Genomic DNA, 26,020 nt, shown 5'->3' with positions numbered 1-26,020 from the left:
CGCCCCTGCGTTGAAATATTTCATCCAAAAAAGTCGCTGAAGGCTTAATTTTATTTTTTACTTAAAAACCAATGATCATTAAGAAATATTTCTGGGTAGCTTACATTCTTCTTTTCTTCCCGATGGCATGCAGCTCTCCATACGATACTAAAGATAAAAAAAACATAAAAGGCGGATATATCGGTTCAATAACCGACAAATTGACCGGCGCATTGTCAGCAAAGGAACATAAAACTTTAGGTATTACCTATTTCAAAAAAGGCATGACCGAGGAAGCCATTGACGAATTTAATTTTGCATTGCAGGGTATCCGGCAAGATGGAGAATTGCACCATTATTTAGGCAAGGCTTACTTAGAAATTAATCAATTTAGTAAAGCAATGAATGAACTAAATAATGCCATCTCTTACTACGACAAATATAACTTTAAAGGAAAAGCTGAGGCATACAACGACCTGGGTCTTTTATACAAAAAGAAAAATGAATATACAGAGGCATTTTCCGCTTTAAAAGAGTGCCTGAAATTAAATCCTTCTATGGCGGAAGCATACTACACTATGGCACTTTTATACCTTGAAACAAACAAAATCAATGAGAGCTTTGACTATTTAAATAAAGCAATCAAGCTCGATTCAAACAATCCTGATTTTCATTTTAGCATGGGACTTGCATTTTACAAAAAAAACATGCCGGAAAAAGCGCTTACAGAGTTCCAAAAAACACTTGATTTGAATCCCAGGGATGCTGAAGCACACAATTACTTAGGTATTATTTACTATGAGATGAACGAAATTGAAAAGGCCATTTCTGCACACCAAACTGCTGTCAAATTAAAAAATAATTACACAGACGCCTATAACAACCTGGGTATTGCACTCTTTGCACATAATAATTTAAACGAGGCAAAAGATGCTTTTGAAACCGCTCTGAAACTAAGAGCGGATTTTGCCGAAGCACACTATAACCTTGGATTAATTTTAAGTAAAGAAGGCAACTCAAAAGAAGCCATAGCATCGCTTGAAAAGGCAATAGCAATAAGCAATGCCATTGCCCCCGCACATTTTAAACTTGGAGAAATCTATACAAAAATTAACATGCCTGACAAAGCTTTATCCGCATATGAAAGCGCCTTTTCCGATGACCCCTCGTATGAAGAAGCGTATTATAATTATGGTGAACTGGCCGCTGAAATTGGTGATGTAGACAAATCTATCCGTGCATGGAAAAAGACTATAGAAATAAATCCAACAAACACAGACGCATACTTTAATCTGGGCGTTGCGCTTTATAATCAAGGAAAAATTGATAATGCTATTTCCATGTGGTCAAAGGTGCTTGAAACAAATCCTGATGATTATACTACATTGAATAATCTTGCGGACGCTTACGAAGCCAAAGGCAGCATCGACAAAGCGATAAAAACATGGGAAAAAATTGTAGAAGGCCACCCGGTTAATTCATTGGTATATTACAAATTAGGAAATGCATATACAAAAAAGAATAAGTATAATTCTGCCCTTGCCTGTTGGGAACAAGCAGTCATTATTGACCCGGATTTCGTGAATGCCTATTTCAATTTAGGGAAAACCTATAAAAAACTCGGGCGGCTCGATGAGGCAATTGCGGCATTTTCAAAAACAATTGATATTGACCCTGATGATATTGACGCACACCACAATTTATGGCTACTTTACAAAGAAAAAGACATGGATCTGGAAGCTCAAACTGAAGAGAGAATCTACAACAGTCTGAAATCATTTAAAGCGGAAGAAGAATGAAGCATTCAATAGTTTCTTTGGTCACAAATAGTCATGAAATCACCACTTAGACGGCGTTCATTCAGCGTAGAACGAGAATCCCCCCCTCGTAGCCTGATCCGGACAAAGATTTCACGATACTTCATTCCTCGAAATGGTAATTACAGGTAAAACGCTTTTAACCTCTTTTTTTTTGTCTTGACTTATCTATTAGGGTTTATATAATAAGCCGGATTTTTATTAAGGTGTTTCGACGATAGCCCGATAATTCAAATTAGCCTTCGAATTAAACATAATTATTCTACCATTTGTACATTCAATCTTTTTAACATAAAGCAAAGGAGAACAGTTCTATGAAAAAACGTAAATTTTTGTTTATTTTACCTATGGTTGGTGTATTGATTATATCGCTTGTGTTATCCCTCAAGGCAGGCACGGATGGAGAAAAAGGACTCACAAATAGCGTTGAGAATGCTTGCAGTAAAAAGGGGTCTATTTATGGCACGGTAGTATATTTTCAATCATGTTATATGTCATACATGCAGGCTGCCCAGGTACAACTGAAAGGGAAAAATACAGGGATGAAGGATGAGGTTAATACAGACAGCAACGGTAAATTTAAATTTGATAATTTGAAAGAAGATACTTATAAATTGACGGCGGGAAAGAAAAATTTTAAAAATTCAAAAGCTACCGTAAAATTGAAAAGCGGAAGGGCGAAATTTGCCGAAATAGAGATCGAATCTTCAGGAAAGAAATAGTAAACAACCCCTGCAACTTCATTTTCCTGTTAAATAAAACGCATAAGTCTGATTTAAAATTAATAAATTGGCTTATGCGTTTTTTTGTAAGTATATATACCGAAAGTAATCATGCCGAAGAATGGAAATATGAAGAAGGCAGGTGCTTAAAATAAGGATTTATTTGAAATCTTTACGGGAAAATGGGTATAACAGGGAAAATTTAATAATAAATCATATCCGTATAAACAACAAAATATTCGGGAAAAGAGAGAAAAGGAGCAGGAAATGAATTGCAAAATTATTTTGTTTCTATTTTTATTGTTTACTATGCCAGTTATTGCAAATGGACAATTTATCGATGTAGGATCTCAGCAGATCCGGTTAAAAGCAGGATTGCCCAGCGTTTTTACCATAAGCAATGTAAGACAAATCTCGGGTAGCGAAGGCGAAGCGGTGCTAAGTGTTACTATCACTTTAAAAAACGGAAGAGTGGAATCCGTTGGCAAAGACGGTGCGTATTGGATTATTACGGTAAGAAACAGCAGTAAATCTGCCTCTACCTATGTAATAAAAGATAGCCAATTTAAGATCGTGGGCGAGGAATCAAAAAAAGTTATCATAAACTCAATTCATTGGAAAGACGGAAACTGATAGAATACCGTTAATATACCTTTAACCCTCCCCATTATAAACGGAGTTTTTTCATGAAAGTATATTTTGTTGGCGCTGGACCAGGTGACAAAGATCTTATAACAGTAAAAGGTTTTAATCTGCTTAAATGCGCAGAATATTGTATTTTCGCAGGATCACTGGTAAACGAGGAATTGCTCTCCGCCCTGCCATCCGGTGCAAAAAAATACGATTCATCGAAAATGAATCTGGAAAATATGACAAAGGTATTCAAAGAGGCAAAAATAGCAAACAAAGACCTCGTTCGTCTGCATTCCGGCGACCCCGCTATTTACGGCGCTATACAGGAACAAATGCGTGTGCTTGATGAACTAGGGATTTTATATGAAATTATTCCGGGAGTGAGTTCTTTCGTTGCCGCTTCTGCCGCATTAAAACAGGAATTGACGCTTCCAGGAGTTACCCAAACGATTGTAATTACAAGAATGGAAGGCAACACTCCCATGCCGGAAAAAGAACACCTCAGCAAACTCGCGGCCTCTACTCCTACACTGTGTATTTTTCTTAGCATTGAAAAATTATCTGAGATTGTAAAAATTCTCATTCCTCATTATGGAAATGAATGTCCTATCGCAGTTGTCTACAAGGCATCCTGGCCACAACAAAAAATCGTTCGCTCATGCTTATCGCACATTGATAAATTAGTAAAAGACGAGGCTATAACAAAAACAGCTATGATTATAGTAGGACACGTGCTAAACAAGGAATTTGAGCGATCAATACTCTATAGTGAAAATGCTCGTTAGAAATAAAAACAGTAACCGTTCACATGGCATACATATCCCCTCCATACTTTTGTAATTGAGACGCGGACAGATATGGGTTGGGTATAGCCAAGATAATGGCATTCACCTACCAGACTCTTTTTAATTTTCTGCTTTATCTTCAGCCGAATCATTCTTTGATTAAATCAGGCTTTCAAGCTCCTCATATTCGGCTTTTTCAATCATTTCAGCCTTTTCTTAATTACCAGTCAAATCCATTGGGGTTGGTCAGACAATTCAAATTAAAAAATCCAAAACAACCCAAACTCATTATCTTTTATCGCCTGAAGGCATTCGTCCAGTGTCCCTGATAAACAGTCCTGCCATTTGCCGGTGTGCCGAAAGTAGGCAAGGTTGTAATCGTCTCCTCCTGTCCAGCCAAGTCGTGCAATTTCCATTTCATCCCATACTTCTATGCTTCCAAATATGCCTTAAGCTCTTCTCCTTTTAGTGTGCGATCGTCTATAACCCATCTGCCTGTTGCCATTGTGCAATTCTCCTTTCAATAGGACACGGAATAACATCAGTATTTACCCGAGTCCAAAGCAAGAATTTCTACACAAACAAACCAATTATTCCTTCAGTCGCCTTAATACTGCATCCCATATAACACGAATGCCTAATCTGTCTGCCCATTGGGCGATGTAGTTCATGTCTAGTACGTCACCTGATATTTTGAGAATCCCGGTAATATCACGGAGGTGTTTTTCAGAACCGCCCTCTTTATAAAATTCCATTTTTTTTATAATTACATCTTCCGGTGTTGTAAAGTTCGCTTTTTTATCAATAAACAGTGATTCCCTTTTTCTCCTGGAAAATTCAGTTTTAGAAAAAGTGGTTTCTTTTGTCAAAATAATGTCAATTTTTAACCCTGAAGTAGAGTGGATGATATTGAACTGTCCCCGCCTTTTTATTTCAGTCCTTATCGTTTCTTTATCACAATAAAATTCATCAGACTGAAAGAATGTGATAAATCCATCAATCTGTTCTTCTTTCAGGTCTGCGACAATATCAATATCCATGGTAAAACGGGGTTCACCATAATATGCAGATGCGTGAGAACCAGTAATCATATACGGTATTTCCAGGGATTCCAACACCTGAACAATCAAACGCATAAGTTTAGTTTGTTCCACGGGTCATCCGCCTTATAATCTCTTTTTGCAATTCTTCATCAGTCCATTCAGGATGAAGGTTTTTTAAATATGCCCTCAGACTCTTTTGAAAATACGTCCATAAATCCCAAACTATTTGTAATCGCTCCATGCCTGTTTTTCCACGGAGTATCTCCGCAACCTTATCGTCCACTACTTCAATCTGCCCTTTGTCCAGCCTCATACCATACAGTCCTCAATAGTTAGCCACGAATGGCCACGCATTAACCTTTGTTATATTGTAAGCTGAATGCAGCATGAATGCAGCATGTAGAATAGACATTTTTTTTCTTTCGTAACACTTTAGTTCGGGAATACTCCCCTTTAGTTCTTTGATAAATTCCAATAATAATGATGTTTGCCGTATAGTGCAGGGGCGAAGCATTCGCTATAAATTTCACAAATGCGTTCTTCCCCAAACTGGCAAATGCTTCGCCCCTACTTTTTCAAAAAACTAAATTGTTACAGCAATTACTATTTTTGCCGTAAAAGGGCAAGGGAAATAATTATTTTACACCAGGTACTATAGCCAAAAGCTTCTGATTTTCTAAAAATGTAGTGCGAATCGCCTGCATTTGCCGGTTTAAGTTTCAAAAACCTGACTTGTTTGACTATATCTCAATCATTCGTGGTGATATTTTTCATTCCTGATAATGGTCATTGCCCTATAAAGTTGCTCTACGAAAAACAGGCGCACCATCTGATGAGAAAACGTCATCAGTGATAATGATAACGTAAAATTTGCCCTTTTTTTTATCTGTGTTGCAATGCCGTATGCCCCGCCGGAGACAAATTTAACTGCCCTTACACCCGTATTCATCTTTTGCTGTAAAAAATCAGCAAATTCAACAGAAGTCAGTTCTCTGCCCTTTTCGTCCAACAGTACAACAAAGTCTGTTGGCGCCAGCAATTTTTCAAGAGCAACTGCTTCTCTTTCCTTCACATCTTCAGACGATTTGCTGCTAATAGGTTTTACTGAAGAAATTTCTGCAATATTAAATGCGCAATAATGCTTTAGCCTGTTTGCATAAACGGATATCCCCCTCTTCAGATAGTCATCTTCCGTTTTCCCTGTTACTATAAGTTCAATCTTCATGTGAATATCCGTAACATCCCCTGCCGTAAATCGTACATTGAATAACATCCGAATACGAAATGAAATAGTATCTCCTAAATCCTGCAAACAAGGCAAAGCCTTGTTGCAGGAATAGGATTGAAATGGTAGGATTTCCAAGGTATTCGGCGGTATATTGATAACAAAAAACACCTGAAAGGAGATTCACCATTTCGATGAAGAATATAGCAAAAAAATACAGCAAAAGACAACCGAAAATCAAGGCAGAGATGAGCGGGAAAGGCTTAACGGTACATGCAGGGCTTTTACCGGTATTGAATTTTATGGGTAAGCTGATGTTCCGGGAGAGAGTCCATGAAGCGGTCCATAAGGATCGTGGAGCAAATGCCCGGTATCAGTTTGTCGATGCGGTACAAATGGTAGTGATAGGGTTGATAGCAGGGGCGACATCGATGGTAGAGGTGATGAAGGTGTGTACAGATGAGGTATTGAAGAAGATGTCCGGGTGGAAAGAGGTACCTGTAGATACTACGATAGGACGTATTATGAAGCTGGCGAGTCAGGGAGATATAGTGGAACTGACGGGGGTGATCCACCGGTTTAGGGGAAAGATATGGAAGCGTGCGGTGAGATCAGGCCATAAACTCAGGAGTGCTCTTTGCGAAGTATGGATAGATGTTGATTCTACCGTAGATGGTGTATATGGGAAACAGGAGGGTGCAGAGGTAGGATATAATCCGCACAAGAAGGGGCAGAAGGCGTATCATCCCTTAATGGCATTTATTGCAGAAACAAAGGAGGTATTACATAGTTGGTTCCGCTGTGGAAGCGCCTACACGAGTAACGGAGTAGTAGAGTTCATGAAGGAATGTATGGCGTACATGAATAAGGGGGTAAGGGTGGTATTTCGGGGAGACAGCGGTTTTTTTACCGGAGAATTACTTGAATACCTTGAGTCAATATTGGCGGGATATCTGATTAAGGTAAAGCTGAAGAATCTGGAAGGATTGCTTGAAGGGCAGAAATGGAATGAGGTGAAAGGGGAGCCAGGATGGGAACAGGCTGAATTTTGGTATCGATGTGCAGGGTGGGATCGTGCGAGACGTTTTGTGGCAGTGCGGCAATTGGTCAAAAGAGAAAAGAAATTAGTAGAAGTGTCCGTGTATGAGTATTTTTGTTACGTTACAACGGAGCGGTTAAGTCCGATGGAAGCGCATCGTTGTTATGGAAAGAGGGCTACCTGCGAGACTTTGATAGAAGAGAGTAAAGGACAGATGAATGCGGGGCACATACGTACGGGTGAATTTTTGGCCAATGCTGCGCTATTTCAGTGTGCGGTGTTAGCGTATAATCTTTTGAAGTGGATGGGATTGCTCAGTGGTGGAGTGATACAAAAGTGGGAAGTAAAGACGATGAGACTGTGGTTAATCCGTGTGGCAGGGAAACTGGTGGAGAGAAGCCGGCAGATGACATTAAAATTGCCGGAGAAATTTCTCCATCAGGAGGAATGGGAAAAGTGGGAACGCATGTCACTGGATGTAGTTTTTCAGTAGAAAACCGACGTTGTATTTCGTTTTTTTAGTCTTTTGAGAGTGGTAAGTATACCGCAGATGGAGACAGTACATCCCTATCTTGATTTTCATTGCATCAGAGAGCACGTTTCCGACAATTTCCCATGTCTTTTTGTTTAAAGTAGTACAATAGCGCTACCACAATTGCTAAAAAACGGATATCTGTTATCGCTTTTTGCCAATCTTGGTAGTGGAAAATACTGATTTTCGCATTGCGAAAATCGTTTGCAGGATTTAGGTATCAATACCATTAATTACTTTGCAAGGATTTCTTTTGCTGATAAAATTATTGCATGTTGATTAATGAAATATTCAGGAGTATACAGGGAGAGACGTCTTTTACCGGCCTTCCGTTTGTTTTTGTCAGGTTAACCGGATGCAACTTGCGCTGCAGCTATTGTGATACGCAGTATGCCTATGATGAAGGGAATGAAATGCCAATTTCTTCCATCATTGACAAGATTGATTCATTCGGATTGAAATCAGTGTGTGTTACCGGGGGAGAACCTCTGTCAAATCACAATACACCTGTGTTGGTACGTGAATTACTTAACAGGAATTATACCGTTCTTGTTGAAACAAACGGCAGTTATGACGTCAGTGTTTTGCCCGAAGGTACAATAAGGATTTTGGATGTAAAGTGTCCAGACAGCGGTATGAGCCATAAAATGTGCTGGCACAATATATCGCATTTAACAAAAAAGGATGAGGTTAAATTTGTCCTGTCTTCACGAAACGACTATGAATGGGCAAGATCAATGATCAGTAAATATCATCTAACCGAAATTGCCCATATCTTAATGAATCCTGTTTACGGAATGATTCAACCTTCTTTAATTGCTTCATGGATTTTAGAGGATCACATTAACGTGCGGTTGCAGCTTCAGATGCATAAGTATATTTGGGGGCCGGAAACAAGGGGCGTGTAAAAAATGAAAGGAAAAGATACTGCTATTGTGCTTGCCAGCGGCGGTTTGGATAGCTGTGTAACCGCTGCAATCGCAAATGAAACATACGATCTCGCATTATTACATATCAATTATGGACAAAGAACCGAATCAAAAGAACTTTCGGCATTCCATGAAATAGCCGCATATTACAAAGTCCCTGCCGAACAAATTCTTATTGCAAATATCGATTATCTTAAAAAAATTGGTGGTTCAAGCCTTACGGATACGATGATACCTGTTCAAGAGGCAGAGCCTGATAGCAAAGAAATTCCGACAACATACGTGCCATTCAGAAATACCCTCTTTCTTTCCGTAGCAGTTTCATGGGCAGAGGTTATCGGCGCTGAAAAGGTATTTATCGGCGCCGTTTCACACGACACCCCGGGATACCCTGATTGTAAACCATTTTATTACGAAGTGTTTAACAAATTGATTGACGCCGGAACAAAACCTGAAACCCGCATAGCGGTGGAGACTCCACTTATTTTTAAAACGAAGGCAGAGATTGTAACATTGGGTATATCATTGAAAGCGCCGCTCCATCTTAGCTGGTCATGTTACAAAAACACTGATAAGGCTTGCGGTGTGTGCAATAGCTGTTATCTAAGACGAAAGGCATTCGAAGAATCCGGATACAAAGACCCGGTTGAATATGCATGATACGCCGGCATGGTGAACAATTGCATAGGGTAATACATTTTTACATGGTGATACTATGAGGCGGGGCTATTTGTTTGAATCTTCTGATGAATGGTGATGAAAGACGCCAAAGAGTTTTTTAATTGTCTCTACGTAACGGTATCCTCCTCCGTTACTTGCTTCCTGCTTTGCTATCTTGGCAGGATGATGCAAGAGTTTATTGAGGGTTCTTTCCATAGTGTAAACCACCTGGTTCCATTCTTCATCATTAATATTCCTCAGTTTTGGTTTCAAGCGGCTTAATTCATCTTTTCCGATGGTGTGAAAACTGTTTCTCAATAATGTTATCGCAGGTTCTATCTTTATTTGTTCAAGCTTTGCCATGAAGTGTTCCACTTCTTTTTCAATAATTGCCCGGCATTTTTCGATTTCGCGGGTTCTGTCGTCAAGGTTCTGGTTTACAACGGATTGAAGGTCATCAATATTATATAAATACACATTGTCGATATTGCCAACAGACGGTTCTATGTCTCTGGGAACGGCAATATCGATAAGGAACATGGGATTCCCCCTGCGGTGCTTAATTGCGTCTTTCACCTGATCGCTATGAATTACGTAATGCGGCGCTGAGGTGGAAGTAATAATAATATCAGTCTTTGAAAGGTATTCACCGAGCAATTCATATTTAATCGCCTCACCTTGAAATGCATCAGCAATTGCCTGTGCGCGTTCAAAGGTACGGTTTGCTACAATAATCGTTCGCGCCCCCTCTTCATAAAGGTGTTTAAGCAAAAGTTCACACATCTCACCAGCCCCTACCACTAATACCATTTTGCCGGCAAAATCCTGGAATATCTTTTCAGCAAATTCGACAGCAACAGAGCTTATGGAAACCTTGCCCTGGCCTATGGAAGTATTGGTGTGTATCGTTTTGGAAATATTTAACGCCTGTTGGAATAATTGATTGAGAATTTTTCCGGTTGATTGTTCCATGCTGGCGAGTGTGTATGCCTCTTTAACCTGTGAAAGAATTTGCGACTCACCGATTACCATAGAATCAATGCTGGAACTCACATGGAAGAGATGCATCACCGCACGGTCGTCTTTATAATGATACATATACTGGGAAAATTCATTTTCTTCGATTTTATGAAATTCCGCCAGGAACGAGAGGATATCTTCCAATTTCACCGCATCTGAAGCGGACGACGCGTACATTTCTACGCGGTTACAGGTGGATAAAATAACTGCTTCTGACGAAGGATATTTTTGGGAAAATAAAGACAGTGCGTTTGAAACAGAATTATTATTAAATGCAAGCTTTTCCCTGATATCAACCGGAGCAGATTTATGATTTAGTCCCACCACTAAAATACTCATGATTTTATTTAATCCTTATTGCAAATCAAAATAATAATAACTCTTACTTCCGCCATGGTTGTACCGTTAAAAAGTAGGAAATCCTAAGATTCCCATTTTTCGCTCAGTCCTCAGTCTGCAATCTGCAATTTGCCGACTGTAGATTGTGGGTTGCCGACTACTTTTTTAATCGATGCAATCCGTGCAATCAGTGGTTCCTCTTTCGTATTTCGTGCTTCGTATTTTTTATCAGCTATGTCCGCTTAGGGTACTGTTGTTTATTCGCCGCTAAAATTTCGATATATGCCGCATTAGTGCTCAGTTTTTGAAAAGCGTGTTTTGACCCGATAAAAAATGCTCCGATAAAGGTAAAAAGAACAAAACAAAAACCGGCAATCGTTAATAACGCTATCTTTGTGCCGTGAAAGGAAGCAACCAGGCGCATGTGTAATAAGGCGGCATAAATAAGCCATGTGGCAAGGCCAAGAATAACTTTGGGATCCAAATACCACATTTCCCCCAAAATATCCTGTGTCTTTACCCAGAACGTACCAAATACCAAACCAAGAGTAAGTAATGGAAAACCGAAAGAAATAGTCTTCCAAATGAGCATATCAATACCTTCCAAAGAAGGGAGTTTGTTAAACAGACGACCAAATATTTTATGCTTTAGCTGTCTCTGCTGTGTTAAATACATTACGCTCAAACTAAACGATATAGTAAAAGCCGCATAGCCGATAAAAATAGGAATAATATGGGCAACAAGCCAGAATTTCTGGAGACTCACCGTAATCAACATGTCACTTTTATCAAAAGAGAGCGCCCATAGAGAAAGCGCCGTAACGAGCGGCATGAGAAAGGTATCCAGAGAAGGCAATTTATAGAGGTAATCTATGTTGATAAAGACAAATAAGACGCACCAGAGCAATGAAACAAAAGATTCATAAACGTTTGTGATGGGAATGTTGTTAGAACGAATGCCAAGAAAGATGAGATACCCGCTATGGATTAAAAAGCCCATTACCGTTGCCCATCTGGCCACTTTTTTGTTAAATAAATCAGGTTTTATAATGTGACCGACCGACCATACCGATGAAATAAGGTACAAGACGATGCTTATTATAAATGGAATGTGAGATGCCGTAAACATAATAGGTTAATTTAAAAAATAACCCTCTATTAATCAACCATTATTTTCAATCATCAGCGATAGTAGGAAATATATTGGTTTTTTTTAATTGACAAATATTTATTTGTCAGATAACCTGAAAACCGTAATCATTTTTTGGATGGAATCACAACCCGCATCTATGCTTTCTGCTTTGAATAAGCTTTTTTAAGTGGTTGTACTCAGTAAGAGCTTTTACTTTTAAAACGTATTATTTAAGAAAGGTTTTATCTATGCCGGAAACAAAACCTAAGATAACAAAGAAGACTTCCATAGGCGATGTAATCCAAAATTACCCCGAAACAGAATCCGTTGTAAAAAAGTATTTTGGCGCAGGCTGCTATACCTGCCCCGGTTCTAAAACAGAAGACATTGCATTTGGCGCAACGATGCATAATGTAGATCCGGAAGTTATCATAAAGGAATTAAATGAAATTATCGAAAAACATAAATCATAATTTTAAGGAGGAAGAATAATGAAGGAAAAAATAGAAGAGGCTCTTAAGGGCATTAGGCCGGCATTACAAGCAGACGGCGGAGATATTGAGCTTGTTGATTATGAAGATGGTATTGTTAAAGTGCGTTTAAAAGGCGCATGTGGTTCATGCCCCAGCTCTCTTGCCACATTGAAATATGGAGTTGAAGCCAGACTTAAGGAAATTATCCCTGAGATTGAATCCGTAGAACTGGCGTAAGTTACTATCTATTAGGCAACGCAATACAGAAGAGACTGATAAATAAAAGGAGCGCTATTATGAGCATGGTCCTGGGACCTATCCACTATTGGATGTTTGGAAAAATAAAGACTTCTGAAGCACGCGAAAATAATATTGTCTCTGCATTCAAAGCAAGATACGGTGCTGACGCAGAAGCATTGCTCGGAGAGGTATATAAAAAATACCCTCAAACAGACAGCACTAAATCGTTAGAAGAATTACTGGCAAACAAGTCCATTCATCAGGGGATTCAAAGCATTATTATCGAGGGAGAAACACGGGAGGCAGCTATTATAGCTGCCTTTTGTGCAAAATATGATGCTGCAGGGAAAAATGCCTCCGAAGCAGCGCATGCTCATGGCATTCAATGTGGTAAGGAGGCCGTAAACCGTAAAGGGTTATCTGCGAACGAGTGCAAAAGTACATCAAAGGCATTTGAATTACTGGGTGATTACCTGTGCGATGGGATGCCTTGCGACAGAGGCGCTCAGGTTGTGGAAGATTCAGAGAAATGCACCACATGGGATCATGAGGAATGTGTGCATGAAAAATACTGGAAAAATGCAGGCGCAGATTTTTTAACGATGTGCGATATTGTTAATGCATGGATTTCCGGTTTTTGCGAGGGACTGAATCCCAGCTCAACATATAAAAGAGAAAAGGCAATTGCATCCGGTGACAAATCGTGTTTAAGTATTCTAAAAAATAACAGTTAACATGTCTGACCGTTATGTCCGGCAGGAATTATTCTCTGCCATAGGAAAAGAAGGACAAAGAAAACTCGCCCATACGACAGTCGTCATTATTGGCTGCGGCGCATTGGGCTGCACTTCTGCAAATCTCCTGGTACGCAGCGGTGTGAATCGTGTAAAAATAATCGACCGGGATTTTATTGAAGAAAGCAACTTGCAGCGCCAGACATTATTTGATGAAGAAGACCTCTGGAATAATCTACCCAAAGCAATAGCCGCCCAAAAAAAACTACAAAAAATCAACTCCGGCATAATAATAGAAGCAGCCGTCACGGATATTAATCCCTCCAATATCGATACAAACTTACACAATGCAAATATAATCATTGACGGCACCGATAATTTTGAAACCCGGTTTCTCATTAACGATTATTGTGTGAAAAATGACATTCCATGGATTTATGGTGCATGTATTGGCAGCACGGGATTAACGATGACAATCGTTCCCGGAGAAACCCCCTGTTTACGCTGTGTCATGCAGGACATTCCCCCTTTCGGCAATACTGAAACATGTGATACCGCAGGGATACTATCGCCTGCCGCAAGTTTGATCGCCTCGATTCAGGTTGCCGAGGCTTTAAAAATCCTGACTGGCAATGGCGCGTCTATTAACAGGCAGCTTCTCAAATTTGATTTGTGGAAGAATGAGATAACAAGGCTTAATATAAACAACCTCAGAGAAATAAATGATTGTAAGGCCTGTAAAAACAAACAATATGAATATTTAAGGAATGAAAAATACTCTTCAACCACTTCTTTATGCGGACGAAATGCAGTGCAAATCGCACCGGCAAACGGTTCAACGATTGATTTGTCAACGCTTGCCTCGCGTTTGAGTACAGCAGGAAACGTATCTTTTAATAAATATCTGCTACGGTTGAAGGTAAATAATTATGAATTAACGGCCTTCCCTGACGGCAGGACAATTATAGCCGGAACAAATGATGTAATAACGGCAAAAGGTATTTATGCAAAATACATCGGGATGTAAAACCGATTATTATTGTATATTTTGGATTTGATGCTTTGTTATTCGGATTTGTTTCGTATTTAGTACTTCGAATCTCGTATTTTTTATTTCATGCTTGTTTGGTTCTGGCTACGCCAGCTTAGGGGACCTATTTAATTATGATCTATTTAGATAATGCAGCAACAAGTTATCCGAAACCAGAAATTGTATATACGTCAATGGATACCTTTTACAGGACAATGGGGGCTAACCCCGGACGTTCCGGCCACAGGATGGCAGTCACCGTAGAACGTGAAATTGAGAATACAAGAAAGATAATTGCGGATTTTCTTGCCATAAAGGACCCAAACAGGTTTGTATTTACCTTCAATGCAACTGATGCGATAAATATGGGCATAAAAGGGTTACTCAAAACAGGCGATCATGCAATTACTTCTTATCTTGAACATAACGCTGTATCCCGCGCATTAAACGGATTAGCACAAGATAATAAAATAACCGTAACAAAGGTGAAAAATTCCTCTGATGGTTTTATTAATCCTGACGACGTAAAAAATGCCATTACTCCCAAAACCCGCTTAATCGTTCTCACCCATGCAACAAACGTTCTTGGCACAATTCAACCGATAAAAGAAATTGGTTTGATTGCAAAAGAACGGGATATTGTGTTTATGGTAGATGCAGCGCAAACTACCGGAGTATGTGAAATTGATGTTAATGAATGCAATATTGATATGCTTGCGTTTACGGGACATAAAGCGCCCTTTGGCCCAACGGGAACAGGCGGTCTTTATATCCATGAACGTATTAAGCTTCGTCCATGGAGAGAGGGAGGCACTGGATTTGAACCCGCATCATTAACACAACCGGAAGAAATGCCGTTCCGGCTGGAAAGCGGCACCCCAAATACCGTTGGTATCGTTGGCCTGAAAGCTGGAATTGAATATGTCGTATCAAAGGGTACACACACGATTAGGGCGCATGAACGGAAATTAATTCAAAAAATAATCAATGCCCTTCAAAATGATGAACGATTTATTTTATATGGGACGAAAGATGTATCAAGGAAAGTAGGAATACTTTCAATAAACATAAAAGGATATACTGCAGCAGAAGCAGGGGCAATATTAGATCAATCATTTACTATTGCAGTACGACCCGGACTACATTGCGCACCTTTTGTTCATCAGCAAATGGGTACGTATCCCGATGGCACAATAAGAATTAGTCCTGGTTTTTTTAACACGGAAGAAGAAATAGATATATTAATCTCTGCATTGAATGACATTGCAAATGAAACGATTCATTAAGTACAAAACCGCCATTATCCTATCAATAACCCCTATATTAAACAAATCAGTATGAGTACTGAATTACATGCCGTCACCGGAGCATTCGGATTTTCCGGAAGATATATTGCAAGAAACTTATTAGACCGCGGGCGTAATGTCATTACCCTCACCAATTCCTTGCATCGCCCTAACCCTTTTGGTGAAAGTGTAAAGGCGTATCCTTTTAATTTTGACAAGCCAGAGAAACTTGCGGAATCATTAAGTGGTGTTTCAGTGCTCTACAACACCTATTGGGTTCGTTTTAATTACAAGACTTTTGGTTACTCCACTGCGATACAAAATACTTTTGCCCTGTTCGAAACGGCTAAAAAAGCCGGAGTAAAAAGAATAGTACACACGAGTATAACGAACCCTTCCGAAAGTTCACCGTATGAGTATTTCAGGGATAAGGCAATAATCGAAAAAAACCTTATAGAATCCGGTATTTCGTATGCTATTTTACGTCCGGCTGTCTTGTTCGGAAAGGAAGGCATTTTGATCAACAACATTGCGTGGGCGTTGCGAAAATTTCCCTTTTTTAGTATATTCGGCGAGGGCAATTATCGTTTACAACCAATTTACGTAAATGATTTTGCCATATTGGCGGTGGAGCAAGGTGAAAAGAGCGAAAATACCATTATTAATGCCATCGGACCTGAAACATTTTCTTATCGTGATTTGGTTACGGAAATTGGCGACATCATTGGTAAAAAGAGACTTTTTATTTCAGTTTCTCCCTTCATTGGATATTGCCTTGCACTAATTATCGGGAAATTTGTCCATGATGTTTTGATAACAAAAGATGAAATAGAAGGGCTTATGGATGACTTGCTTTACGTTGATGCACCTCCGGCGGGCAATACAAAATTAACCGAATGGGCGAGGGAAAATGCATCAATACTGGGAAAACAATACGAAAGCGAACTTGCGAGAAGAAGAATAAAATAATTAGACTCAAGATGCTTATAAAGTATTAACAAAATATTTAATTGTCCCTTGTTTCGTTAAAATGTGTGCGTAAAAAAATGTCATTGCGAGGAGTGGAGCGACGAAGCAATCTCTTGTTCCCAAAAGACTTAAGATTGCTTCGCTATCGCTCGCAATGACGGTATCAATGTAGATATTTTAATGAAACGCTATATATAGTATATTAATTAAGGAACTAACATGCACAAAAGAGACAAAAAACAGCAAAAGAAAGTTGAAAAAAAGAAGGCGAAAAGAAAATTGATACTTGCAAAAAAAACAACAAAATTAAAAAAAGAAGTATTATTTAATAAAATCGACGCGGAAAAGATTGCAAAATATCCTATGTATGAGTGTCTGATGCAGGAGACCTTAGACAGGGGTATCACGAATATATTATTTAGCAGGGTTCTGCCAAACGGCAATATCGCCGCTAGTGCTTTTTTAGTTGATGTATATTGCTTAGGAGTAAAAAACGCAATGTATATTGTCGCCCCGGAAACTGAATATAACGCCAAACTTAAGGGTCATGACAGCTACCAGGCATCATTGTTTGTGAAAAAAGACCCTTCCTATGTGAGAAAATTAGTAGAAAGTGCTGTTTCCTATGCGAGAGATTTGGGCTTTAATCCTCATCCTGCATATATTAAGGCGTGTATGATTTTTGGTGATGTTGACCCAAATACCTGTTCGGAAGAAATTGAATTTGGACAAAATGGAAAACCTTTTTACATTTCAGGTCCCAATGAAAATGCTACCCGACAGAAGTATATCATTGATCAACTCACTAAAGTTTGTGGCCCCGGTGGATTTGAATATTTAATTTTATCCAAATACCCCCCCCTTCCCTAGTTCAAATCTGTGGGCAGTGCCCTATGCCCTATTGCTTGCACCCACCACTATGCTTGCATACCTATTTTTCATGCTTTTCGCCGTTTTTCATGCTCAGTCTTCTAATGAATTCTTCAATAATAATCCGATACAATTTATCGCCTAAACAGCCATCTTCTACACCTACGTCAATGGTAGGATTATCATTTATCTCCATCACCAGCACTCCCTTGTCGGTCTTCTTTAAATCCACTCCATACAATCCGTTGCCGATGAGATTTGCAGCTTTTACGGCAATGTAAATAACATCCTGCGGAACGTCTTCAACATGAAATGTTTTAAAGTCTCCCCCGGTAAAACGGCCATCAGGGCCATGTTGTATGATTTGCCAGTGCTTTTTCGACATGAAATACTGGCAGGCATATATCGGGACACGATTTAAAATGCCTATACGCCAGTCAAATGGGGTATATAAAAATTCCTGTGCCAGAATCAAATCGGATTCTTCAAACAGGCGGCTTGTTATTTCTTTTAATTCGTCAAGGTTATCTGCTTTTATTACTCCCCTTGAAAATGAACTATCAGGTATTTTCAAAACAATCGGATAAGAAAACTTTAATTCGAGCGCTTTTATTATTCTATTAATATCTTTTTTCTGCAACAATATCGTTTTAGGGACAGGTACTTTATTGGCGGAAAGTATTTCAAAGAGATATACCTTATTGGTACATTTCACAATTGAATCGGGATCATCTATGACGACCATGCCTTCATTTTCCGCTTTTTTCGCAAATCGGAACGTATGATGATTAATCCTTGTTGTCTCACGAATAAACAGGGCATCATATTCCGCGAGTTTTGAATAGTCTTTTTTTCAATTAAATCAACGTTAACGTCGAGTTTTTTCCCAATCTTGATGAATTTTTGGAGAGACCGTTGGTTGGAAGGAGGTAATTGTTCCGTCGGATTATATAAAATTGCAAGGTCATACTTTTCTTTGTTTTTTACTTTAGGCGTTTGCCAGCGTTTTGTTAAATAGTCATTGAATGCCTGAAAAAAAATAGCTTCCTGCCCTTGGATAAGATTATGCACGTATGAAGGTTTTATCGCAAAAATATTCCACTTGCCCTGAAAACGAAACTCTACTTTGAGGATCGGACAGCGAAACATGTCGAATAATTGCCGTGCGAGTTCCTGCAAATCATTCTCTTCGCATTGCCCGAAATATATCATGTAATCAAATGACGTCGCCGTTTCCGCCAGGTGTTTCGTTCTCTTCTTTAAGCTTTTTTGAACGGATACGTCGAGGTCTTCTACGTTGAGGCTATAAATTGACTTACTGCTCAGATCATTGATCGTTTTTACGGAGGGGATCACTTTGTGCCGTCGTGCTTCCGCAAGAAGCGAACAATAATACCCTAGACTCAGGTACCGGTAGCTACGGCATAAATTAACAATTTTTATATCTTTTATTTTCAAATATTCCTGGTGTGCTACATAATCTTTTGCAGTCACTACTAATGCATCAGAATAATGAGGATTCCAATCCTTATAATTTTCCACTAACACAATATGAGTTGCCATTATTTTTTATCGAAATGTAATAAGTATTCCAAAATAAGGTAATATAATAGTTTCACGGCATGTCTCCTGAATATTCCCATTAAGATAGGATGTTTGCCTTCTTCTTTTTTACAATGATTACTGATTTTTGCCCTGATTTTCCATATTTTGCCATCCGTTCAAAATCCTTTTTCAAAATGGGCATGTTAATACAGTCTGTTTCTGTTTTATAAACCTCTACATCTACAAATGGGTCATGCACATAAATATATTTTTCATCAAAGCCGGTAACTACTACCCAGTGAGGAAATTTTTCACGGTAAATTCGATAAGAGCTTATCAGGACAATAGGAATACCACCCTTATCAAACTTTTCCTGAATTTCAGATACGCTTAATGTTTTATATTTTAATTCGATAGGTAATTGACTAAGTTCTTCAAGAAGATCTTCCTGAACAAGTTGTATCACCTCTTTTTTATACGGGCTTCTTACCGAATCAATAAAAAACGCACTGCTTTCATTTACATACACTTCAACGTCAAAACCTCTTCGAAAGGCAGCTAGTGCAAGGCCGTAAGGCCCGCAACCACCATACCCAGACGTCATAAAAATGGTAGTAGATTCACGCCAAATCCTTAATTCCATTTGACGGTTTATCTCTACAGAGGTGTCCAGCGCCTTCATTGCCATCATCAATACTGAAGGGCCGCAAGTAAAATCTAATGTCTGCCTGTAATAAGGAACATGTACCATTTCCAGCTTAAGATGTGGCGCTAAAAGCTTTTCAAAGCGAATAGCGTCCATATGATCCTCATAATAATCGTCAATAACCCCTATTTGCTTATATCCGTTTTTTTTGTAAAACTGTATTGCGTTATAATTGTCTTCTCTCACTTCAAGCCTCATGGAAATACAATCGTAATCAATTGCGGCTTTTTCTGAAGCCTCGAGAAGTTGTTTGCCAATGCCCTGATTTCTAAAATCAGGGTCAACTGCAAACGAATAGAGCCTGGCTAATGATGTACCGGTATTGTAGAGTATGATAGAGTAGCCCCGAATGGCATTATCGACTATCTCCGCAAGGGTTATTGCATTTGCTTTTGTCAGAAGATACCGGAAATTCCTGCGCGACAGTCTATCTGTGGCAAAACTCTTATTTTCAAGTTCTTCCAACTCGTCCAGATGTTCTAATGTAATCTCTTGAATCATGTAAAAACAGTTTATCCCTGTGAAATATGTAAAAGAAATGATAAAAGGTACAGACAGTTTATATAATGGGTATGTCAGAAATGTTCTATTAATAGTTCTCTCTCTACTAAAAATCCATTACTTTCGGTCACAAAGGAGAAAGAAACATCCCTTTAATCTGCCATTCGGAACTCCGAACGAGCGAGGACTCTTCAGGATTTATCCTTTGGTCGAAATGAAAACTACAGGTGAAACCTTCATAGCCTAAAACAGTCTCACAAGGGAGGGTAAAAACCTATTTTCGGACTAAATTGAAGCGAAAAAGTACTATTTGTATGATTTATTATAAATTGCTTATATCTGCGCTTTATAAAAAAGTAAAGAAATAATTATTTTTGTAGCAATTTAGTTTTTTGAAACATATTTAAATTGGGTTGCGTTTTAAAAGACAGAAACGCAACAGCATTAATTTTTACCCACCCCACAATTTCCGTAACTATTCAGCGTAATCTATTAAACTACCGAAGCACAACTCGTTCTCAAACCTTGTACTGAACATAGTGAAGTATCTGTTTGGGAACGAATTGGCAATGGAAACTACATTCGTGGGTTCACTCATTAGAAGGCTTTTGTCAAGGACAAAATATCTCCGGTCGCAAAAATATCTACATTTTCACGTTTTGAATACCCCTCCAAGTACGGAATCGCTCTTACTGCTGTTTACGAAAATGACTATACCGTTCACGTTTATCTACGCCCGTGGTATTTCGCAATTGTTTTGGTATCGTTCTCATCCGCACCATTCACCCATCGGGATCAAGGCTTTGTGAAAGACTTTCTCACCGCCCCTGACTTATCTTCTGTCCCAGAAAACCATCGGTTCCATACCAGTGTCCAATCGTTATTCACAGAATATTCGGCTCTACGGCCAAAACCTCACGGCTCATGGTATGGGCAGATCAGAATGGAATATTCTTTTTCGCCGATTCCTTTACCGGCACAACTCATAATAAAAGGTGGAACAACTTCCAATCAGGTTTCATGGATTGGTTACCTAACCCGCAACCGGTTCCTTGCACCACCTAATCTGCTTGCTACCCAAACATTTTTTTCTCGTCGTAGTTTACTTGCTCCTTTATTATGTAATAACATGCCCTGGCCAGCTTATTGCTCAAGGCTTTCGTTGCCAGAACTACATGGCTCTTTGACGCCTTCCTCTGATGCCATTTCCTTCCCTTTTCGCAAAATCTTACGTGAAAATGCGCTGCCTCCACATACGCCCACGCAAGGTATTTATTCCCGTTCTTACGGTTTCCTTTCCCTTTGCTCTTACCATTCGATAATTTTTTTGCCGATACGCATCTGCAATAAGATGAATACATCCCCACATCACTAAATCGCTCTATGTTCCCAGTCTCCAGCATTATCGTCATTGCCAGGATTTCGCCTATCCCAGGCACCTTGAGCAATTTCTTATACGGCTTCTTTAGCTTCACCTCCTTTAATACCGCTTTCTCTATCTTGTATATCTGCTTATTTAATACCTCTATTACCTCGTGATCGCACTGTGCTGACATGGTCAAATGCACGTCGCTGAACATCCCCATTACCTCTTCGTTACTCAGCTTCTTTATCGTATCACCGCTTATCGGTACTCCTTTGTTACGGTTTACCATCGTTTGCATACTCAATATATGCGCTGTCCTTTGTTGTACCAACATCATCCGCTTCCTCAGTAAATCCCTCACTGACCGCGTCTCTTTGGGATAAATATATCCCTCTGGTAATATCTTTAACCGTAACATCTTTGCCAACCAAAACGAATCCCTCGTGTCGTCAATGTACTTTAATCCCTCATACTGCTGCATTGCCGATGTATTTGCCAGGTGTACCTGATAGCCTGCCTCCATCAGACCATCCACTATCCAGTACCAGTTAAAGGTCGATTCTACTACTATACCCTTTATTTCTTTTTTGTATGGCTCTAATACGCGCTTTATTTCATTGATGTCATTACGGTTTCTCCTCTTGAATACCTTCCGATCCTCCTCATCGAGTATTCCAATATAATTATTATCACCATGTAAATCTATTCCTACGAAATATCCCATTGCTCGCTCCCTCCTTACTTTGTTATTATTTAACAATCGCCTTTCACGGTATCCTCCATTTTACCATGAAGAGTGCGCTCGGAGGTGCCTTCTATATGATTATCAGGTTTGCAACCTGAACCAAACGTTTTATACTTTCAATCCAGCCTTCTATTAGCAGAACAAATGACAAATAAATTCCAGATTCCAAACAGTCATCATGTTTCATTTGCAACACCCGGAAACGATGAAAATGGTTTTATAACCCTATCGTGTTGTAGTATGTGTACTTAAACTATTTTTTTGTAGTCTTACTTTAGAGTCGGAAACATCTGGCATTTCTGTTTCTGTACCGGTTCAAATGTATAGGGCCATCCAAAAAGTATCAGCTTGTCATTGCAAGGGTCTCTCAGCTTGTCATTGCGAGGGTCTTTTCCGAAGCAATCAGTATACTACGAGATATTTCGTGACGTAAGAAACGCCATATCGCAGGAGAAGCAAATTAAGGGTGGCTCAAGGGCTTAAAAAATAGAATTAATTAATGGAATGAATGCAGGATGGAAGGATCTCTATGACGGTTTATGAGATTGCTTCGGAAAAGACCCTCGCAATGACAAGCTGAGACCCTCGCAATAACAAGCTGATACCCTTGTAATGACAAAATAAGTCACCAGTCATCATGTTTCATTTGCAACACCCAGAAACGATAAAAATGGGCTTATAACCATATCGTGTTGTAGTATCTGTATTTAAACTATTTTTTGTAGTCTGATTTTCGAGTCAGGGATTTTGTGCATTGGAATTTTACCGCAGTACATGGCCCCATTATACGCATAAACTCATAGGTTCAGGTTGCAAGCCAATGTCATTAAGTTAAGAATTATTGTAACACTTTGGTTTTTAAAAAAAACGTATTACCGATAAGCTCCGTAGGAGCAACCTGTTTGTAGATAGGATACCATAACAGATCGTAGAGACAGGTTTGAAACCTGTCTCTATAATCAGGAGCGGCCTGTCTTCCTGTCAATCATATACAGGCCGCTCCTACGGAGCTATTTACCTGTTGAATTTTATTGCGCTACAAACAGACCGCCCCTAAAGGGGCTACATTGTTTTTTATGTCCCCTTGGATTTTTCAAATATAGTCAAACAAATAAGGTTTTCGAAAAATTTACACACCCCCGGCCCCTCTTTTTAGGGGGGAGATAAGAAGTCCCCTCTATCAAGAGGGGATTTAGGGGTGTGTTTGATAATATGCCTAGTCAAATAAATCTGTTTTTTAGAAAGCCATTTTATCGCCAAATCTCTAAAATCATATTTGTTTGGCTATAACTAAGGCACTGTCCAAAAATAATTTGGTATTTTTATTAATTTAGTTAAGTGAAATTGTATAATTCCAATCTGGCAAGACACTGTGTTTGTTTATGTTTATTTCTTTCATTTGGTCATCAGTGATTTTGATTCCTTTTTGGTATTCTTTCTCGTTAAGAATGGTTTGTACGAGAAGACCCGCTGTTGTTGTAGTGCCAGCAATTAAACTTAGCATAACATCATAAGACCTCAAAGGATTCCCCTCCCAATTTTTACTGATAAAACTAAACAGACGATGTTCTACCGGATTCCATTTTGATGCTCCTGAGGGATAGTGGCAAATCCTGATGGAGAGTCCGTAAACTTTACAAATATTTTGATAAAGCGCATATTTCCACAACCGGGGACGAAATCCGTTGCTCCCTCCTGCGTCACAAAGAATAAGGAGTTCTTTTGCGCATGGATACCTCTTCCAACCAAATTCATCCAGCCAAATCTTAATTGACTCGACTGCAAATTCCGGTGTGTCATAGGACGTACCAACAATAACTGTCCCTAAATTAGTCAGCAATTCATAGATACCAAACGGACATCCAACACCAATTGCCTGAGAACGAAAATCATGGGCCAAAACTTCATTTACTATTTTTGTCCACGCCTTGCCCTCATTTCTGAAATTACCTATCAATTCCTTTTTCTTACTGTCAACACTGATTATTGGCTGACCAGAATCTTCAAAATACTTTTTTGTCTCATTAATAATTTCAAACTGTCTATTACGGTCCGGATGACGTGTCTCTGCTATCGTTTTGCGATTTACTCTCAGAGAATAATCCATGTCCTTAAGAAGCCTACTAACTGTTGTTGCACATACGCTTACACCTCTATCACCGCATTCTTTTTTTAGAGTACGTGTGCTTCTTCTCGTCCATATTTTTCCTTTACCCATTGGGTCTCCTGCAGTATCGCCCTCCATCAATTCTTCAAGAAGTTTTACCACATCAGTTTTTTTTTAATCGAAGAACGACCTGAACCAACCTTACGTATCCGTCCCGGTGTAATGTTCTTACTCGAAAGTTCCCGACGCCCCTTGGCAATTGTTTTTACATTTATGCCGGTTAGCTGTGAAAGTCTTAAATCGCCGCCATGTCCCAGTTTCATTGATTCTAAACCAAGATAAAGCCGTTTCTGCCTTTCATCAAGTATGGAAAGAAATGTCTGCAGGCAATCCGTAACCACTTCACTCCCAAAGCCGGGAATTAATACCTTTTCTTCCTTACAAGCACACAACATGATTGACTGTTTACGTCTGGCGAGTTGATCCGTACCTAACACCTTGGAGATATACAAATATTCTCCGGCAATCTGCTCGCGCAAGACCCTTCCAGATACCACTAATTGAGTCAGTGCATTAAAGACTCGCACATGTACCAGCGTTTGAAGCTCCGAGGCAAAATAACCTTCCTGGGATTTATTAATGATGGCCTCGAGAGTATCTACAAGACTTCCTTGTTGAGAAAAATATATTTGATTGAAACTCCAAATGCCATATTTATTATAGCTTGCAAGTGTATCCAGTGTATGGTATTTGCCCGCATGGGAATAACTCGCACGATGTCCGAGCGATTTTAGCTTCCTGAAAACCGTTGCTTTTGAAGTCGTTCCCAAAGCTTCTTTGATACTGTCCAGAGTTAAAACGACATCCCTGCTGAATAGTCCCAAGAGCTTGCGATGAGAATACTTAGCTAAACGCATAATGACACCATTAGGATTAATACGCCGGATAAAATACCACTTAATCCTAATGTTATCATAATGGCTGGAGGGTGTCAATGCCTATATTTACTAGTTGTAACGGCTATTACCGTGACATACACAAAGACACTGCAACGATACTATTGGTACTATACAATACCATGTTATTTGTGGTCGCTCCCATAGCTAAGATTTTAAAAGACATAAACAACGGGGATCAGGTTACAAACCTGCTCCCACCCGAACCATCCAAGAGTGTACATCCCGAAAGACGCCATCATAAATTCATCTACGGCTTTACCGTTGCCTCATACGAAAAATCCTCCCCCCTCGTCATAGACCCCATCCTCGAATACTCCACCTACCTTGGAGGAGGCGACACGGATCATGGCTATGGCATAGCGGTGGACGGCGCGGGGTCTGCCTATGTTACCGGATATACTGAGGGCAACGGCCTCCCAATCGTGGGAACAACGACTCCTCACGGCGGCAGTTATGACGCCTTTGTCACCAAGCTTGGCACATCGGGCAGCAGCATCGAATACTCCACCTACCTTCAGAACTCCTGATCTGGTGGAATTTGATTTGATACCAGATTATATACAAGGCGCAGATTTGTGCCTGGGAATAATGTTTCGGAACTATTAAGAACATCGCATAATTGCTGAACATATCT

The 26,020-nt window shown here is 39.5% G+C and carries 27 protein-coding genes; 15 read left to right on the top strand and 12 right to left on the bottom strand.

The window, feature by feature from the left end; translation table 11 throughout:
• Positions 1 to 71: 71 nt before the first annotated feature.
• The 4 genes from M5U24_RS05735 to cobM all read left to right on the top strand — a co-directional run bounded on the left by M5U24_RS05735 (position 72) and on the right by cobM (position 3,936).
• Positions 72 to 1,778, top strand: a complete 1,707-nt coding sequence (locus tag M5U24_RS05735) for a tetratricopeptide repeat protein (protein WP_099326611.1) — start codon at positions 72 to 74, stop codon at positions 1,776 to 1,778.
• 332 nt (positions 1,779 to 2,110) lie between these two features.
• Entirely contained in the window at positions 2,111 to 2,518 is a 408-nt protein-coding gene (locus M5U24_RS05730; protein ID WP_099326610.1) for a carboxypeptidase-like regulatory domain-containing protein, read from the top strand.
• Positions 2,519 to 2,785: 267 nt separating this feature from the next.
• Positions 2,786 to 3,151, top strand: coding sequence for a hypothetical protein (locus M5U24_RS05725; protein WP_099326609.1), 366 nt, complete (start codon positions 2,786 to 2,788; stop codon positions 3,149 to 3,151).
• Between the two features lie 53 nt (positions 3,152 to 3,204).
• Positions 3,205 to 3,936 carry a precorrin-4 C(11)-methyltransferase gene (gene cobM, locus M5U24_RS05720; protein ID WP_099326608.1) on the top strand — a complete coding sequence of 244 codons (732 nt, stop codon included), beginning with the start codon at positions 3,205 to 3,207 and terminating at the stop codon, positions 3,934 to 3,936.
• Positions 3,937 to 4,196: 260 nt separating this feature from the next.
• On the opposite strand, the gene M5U24_RS05715 is transcribed toward cobM, so the two are convergent.
• The 4 genes from M5U24_RS05715 to M5U24_RS05700 all read right to left on the bottom strand — a co-directional run bounded on the left by M5U24_RS05715 (position 4,197) and on the right by M5U24_RS05700 (position 6,342).
• Positions 4,197 to 4,352 (bottom strand): hypothetical protein, encoded by a 156-nt coding sequence (locus M5U24_RS05715; protein ID WP_157820723.1) that lies wholly within the window; start codon positions 4,350 to 4,352, stop codon positions 4,197 to 4,199.
• A 174-nt stretch (positions 4,353 to 4,526) separates the two neighbouring features.
• Positions 4,527 to 5,090: a hypothetical protein gene (locus tag M5U24_RS05710; RefSeq protein ID WP_099326607.1), complete on the bottom strand. Its 564-nt coding sequence runs from the start codon at positions 5,088 to 5,090 to the stop codon at positions 4,527 to 4,529.
• Positions 5,077 to 5,292, bottom strand: coding sequence for a hypothetical protein (locus M5U24_RS05705; RefSeq protein WP_099326606.1), 216 nt, complete (start codon positions 5,290 to 5,292; stop codon positions 5,077 to 5,079). Before M5U24_RS05705 ends, M5U24_RS05710 begins: the two co-directional genes overlap by 14 nt.
• A gap of 438 nt (positions 5,293 to 5,730) precedes the next feature.
• Entirely contained in the window at positions 5,731 to 6,342 is a 612-nt protein-coding gene (locus M5U24_RS05700) for a 23S rRNA (pseudouridine(1915)-N(3))-methyltransferase RlmH (protein WP_197705248.1), read from the bottom strand.
• 56 nt (positions 6,343 to 6,398) lie between these two features.
• On the opposite strand from M5U24_RS05700, the gene M5U24_RS05695 reads away from it, so the two are divergent.
• The 3 genes from M5U24_RS05695 (at position 6,399) to queC (ending at position 9,364) form a co-directional block, all read left to right on the top strand.
• Positions 6,399 to 7,736, top strand: coding sequence for an IS1380-like element ISCku8 family transposase (locus M5U24_RS05695; protein ID WP_099323988.1), 1,338 nt, complete (start codon positions 6,399 to 6,401; stop codon positions 7,734 to 7,736).
• A 311-nt stretch (positions 7,737 to 8,047) separates the two neighbouring features.
• Positions 8,048 to 8,683: a radical SAM protein gene (locus M5U24_RS05690; RefSeq protein ID WP_099326605.1), complete on the top strand. Its 636-nt coding sequence runs from the start codon at positions 8,048 to 8,050 to the stop codon at positions 8,681 to 8,683.
• Positions 8,684 to 8,686: 3 nt separating this feature from the next.
• A complete protein-coding gene (gene queC / locus M5U24_RS05685; protein WP_099326604.1) occupies positions 8,687 to 9,364 on the top strand; it encodes a 7-cyano-7-deazaguanine synthase QueC in 678 nt (225 codons plus the stop codon).
• A gap of 66 nt (positions 9,365 to 9,430) precedes the next feature.
• Here queC and hemA read toward each other — a convergent pair whose 3' ends face one another.
• Positions 9,431 to 10,723 (bottom strand): glutamyl-tRNA reductase, encoded by a 1,293-nt coding sequence (gene hemA, locus M5U24_RS05680; RefSeq protein WP_099326603.1) that lies wholly within the window; start codon positions 10,721 to 10,723, stop codon positions 9,431 to 9,433.
• 232 nt (positions 10,724 to 10,955) lie between these two features.
• Positions 10,956 to 11,852 (bottom strand): cytochrome c biogenesis protein CcsA, encoded by an 897-nt coding sequence (ccsA, locus tag M5U24_RS05675; protein WP_099326602.1) that lies wholly within the window; start codon positions 11,850 to 11,852, stop codon positions 10,956 to 10,958.
• A 251-nt stretch (positions 11,853 to 12,103) separates the two neighbouring features.
• Between ccsA and M5U24_RS05670 the strand changes: the two genes are divergently transcribed.
• The 7 genes from M5U24_RS05670 to M5U24_RS05640 all read left to right on the top strand — a co-directional run bounded on the left by M5U24_RS05670 (position 12,104) and on the right by M5U24_RS05640 (position 17,457).
• The gene (locus tag M5U24_RS05670; RefSeq protein WP_099326601.1) at positions 12,104 to 12,328 is read left to right on the top strand and encodes a DUF1858 domain-containing protein; all 225 of its coding nucleotides are present in this window, start codon (positions 12,104 to 12,106) and stop codon (positions 12,326 to 12,328) included.
• Between the two features lie 18 nt (positions 12,329 to 12,346).
• Positions 12,347 to 12,565: a NifU family protein gene (locus tag M5U24_RS05665; protein WP_099326600.1), complete on the top strand. Its 219-nt coding sequence runs from the start codon at positions 12,347 to 12,349 to the stop codon at positions 12,563 to 12,565.
• A gap of 59 nt (positions 12,566 to 12,624) precedes the next feature.
• Complete coding sequence (locus M5U24_RS05660; RefSeq protein WP_099326599.1) at positions 12,625 to 13,302, top strand: hypothetical protein; 678 nt, start codon at positions 12,625 to 12,627, stop codon at positions 13,300 to 13,302.
• A 1-nt stretch (position 13,303) separates the two neighbouring features.
• The gene (locus M5U24_RS05655; RefSeq protein WP_099326598.1) at positions 13,304 to 14,329 is read left to right on the top strand and encodes a ThiF family adenylyltransferase; all 1,026 of its coding nucleotides are present in this window, start codon (positions 13,304 to 13,306) and stop codon (positions 14,327 to 14,329) included.
• A gap of 137 nt (positions 14,330 to 14,466) precedes the next feature.
• On the top strand, positions 14,467 to 15,618 hold the full coding sequence (locus tag M5U24_RS05650) for an aminotransferase class V-fold PLP-dependent enzyme (RefSeq protein WP_099326597.1): 1,152 nt from the start codon (positions 14,467 to 14,469) through the stop codon (positions 15,616 to 15,618).
• 51 nt (positions 15,619 to 15,669) lie between these two features.
• Positions 15,670 to 16,587: an NAD(P)H-binding protein gene (locus M5U24_RS05645; protein WP_099326596.1), complete on the top strand. Its 918-nt coding sequence runs from the start codon at positions 15,670 to 15,672 to the stop codon at positions 16,585 to 16,587.
• A 219-nt stretch (positions 16,588 to 16,806) separates the two neighbouring features.
• Positions 16,807 to 17,457 carry a hypothetical protein gene (locus tag M5U24_RS05640; RefSeq protein WP_099326595.1) on the top strand — a complete coding sequence of 217 codons (651 nt, stop codon included), beginning with the start codon at positions 16,807 to 16,809 and terminating at the stop codon, positions 17,455 to 17,457.
• A 61-nt stretch (positions 17,458 to 17,518) separates the two neighbouring features.
• Here M5U24_RS05640 and M5U24_RS05635 read toward each other — a convergent pair whose 3' ends face one another.
• The 6 genes from M5U24_RS05635 to M5U24_RS05610 form a co-directional block, all read right to left on the bottom strand.
• The gene (locus tag M5U24_RS05635; RefSeq protein WP_298201805.1) at positions 17,519 to 18,202 is read right to left on the bottom strand and encodes a RimK family alpha-L-glutamate ligase; all 684 of its coding nucleotides are present in this window, start codon (positions 18,200 to 18,202) and stop codon (positions 17,519 to 17,521) included.
• The gene (locus M5U24_RS05630) at positions 18,190 to 19,020 is read right to left on the bottom strand and encodes a RimK-like ATPgrasp N-terminal domain-containing protein (protein WP_298201802.1); all 831 of its coding nucleotides are present in this window, start codon (positions 19,018 to 19,020) and stop codon (positions 18,190 to 18,192) included. Before M5U24_RS05630 ends, M5U24_RS05635 begins: the two co-directional genes overlap by 13 nt.
• A gap of 79 nt (positions 19,021 to 19,099) precedes the next feature.
• Positions 19,100 to 20,209 carry a GNAT family N-acetyltransferase/peptidase C39 family protein gene (locus M5U24_RS05625; protein ID WP_099326593.1) on the bottom strand — a complete coding sequence of 370 codons (1,110 nt, stop codon included), beginning with the start codon at positions 20,207 to 20,209 and terminating at the stop codon, positions 19,100 to 19,102.
• A 1,073-nt stretch (positions 20,210 to 21,282) separates the two neighbouring features.
• Complete coding sequence (locus tag M5U24_RS05620; RefSeq protein WP_099323925.1) at positions 21,283 to 22,299, bottom strand: IS110 family transposase; 1,017 nt, start codon at positions 22,297 to 22,299, stop codon at positions 21,283 to 21,285.
• A 1,351-nt stretch (positions 22,300 to 23,650) separates the two neighbouring features.
• Complete coding sequence (locus M5U24_RS05615; RefSeq protein ID WP_099326881.1) at positions 23,651 to 24,589, bottom strand: ISAzo13 family transposase; 939 nt, start codon at positions 24,587 to 24,589, stop codon at positions 23,651 to 23,653.
• The gene (locus M5U24_RS05610; RefSeq protein WP_099326789.1) at positions 24,583 to 25,344 is read right to left on the bottom strand and encodes a hypothetical protein; all 762 of its coding nucleotides are present in this window, start codon (positions 25,342 to 25,344) and stop codon (positions 24,583 to 24,585) included. The genes M5U24_RS05615 and M5U24_RS05610 overlap by 7 nt, the downstream gene beginning before the upstream one ends.
• Before the next feature lie 77 nt (positions 25,345 to 25,421).
• Here M5U24_RS05610 and M5U24_RS05605 point away from each other — a divergent pair, with 77 nt between their 5' ends.
• The gene (locus tag M5U24_RS05605) at positions 25,422 to 25,913 is read left to right on the top strand and encodes an SBBP repeat-containing protein (RefSeq protein WP_099326790.1); all 492 of its coding nucleotides are present in this window, start codon (positions 25,422 to 25,424) and stop codon (positions 25,911 to 25,913) included.
• Positions 25,914 to 26,020 lie beyond the last annotated feature (107 nt).

The sequence above is a fragment of the Candidatus Kuenenia sp. genome, assembly GCF_027493735.1.
GTDB lineage: Bacteria > Planctomycetota > Brocadiia > Brocadiales > Brocadiaceae > Kuenenia > Kuenenia stuttgartiensis_A.
The sequence above is the reverse complement of the archived record's forward strand: the minus strand, read 5'-3'. Positions and strand labels throughout refer to the sequence as shown.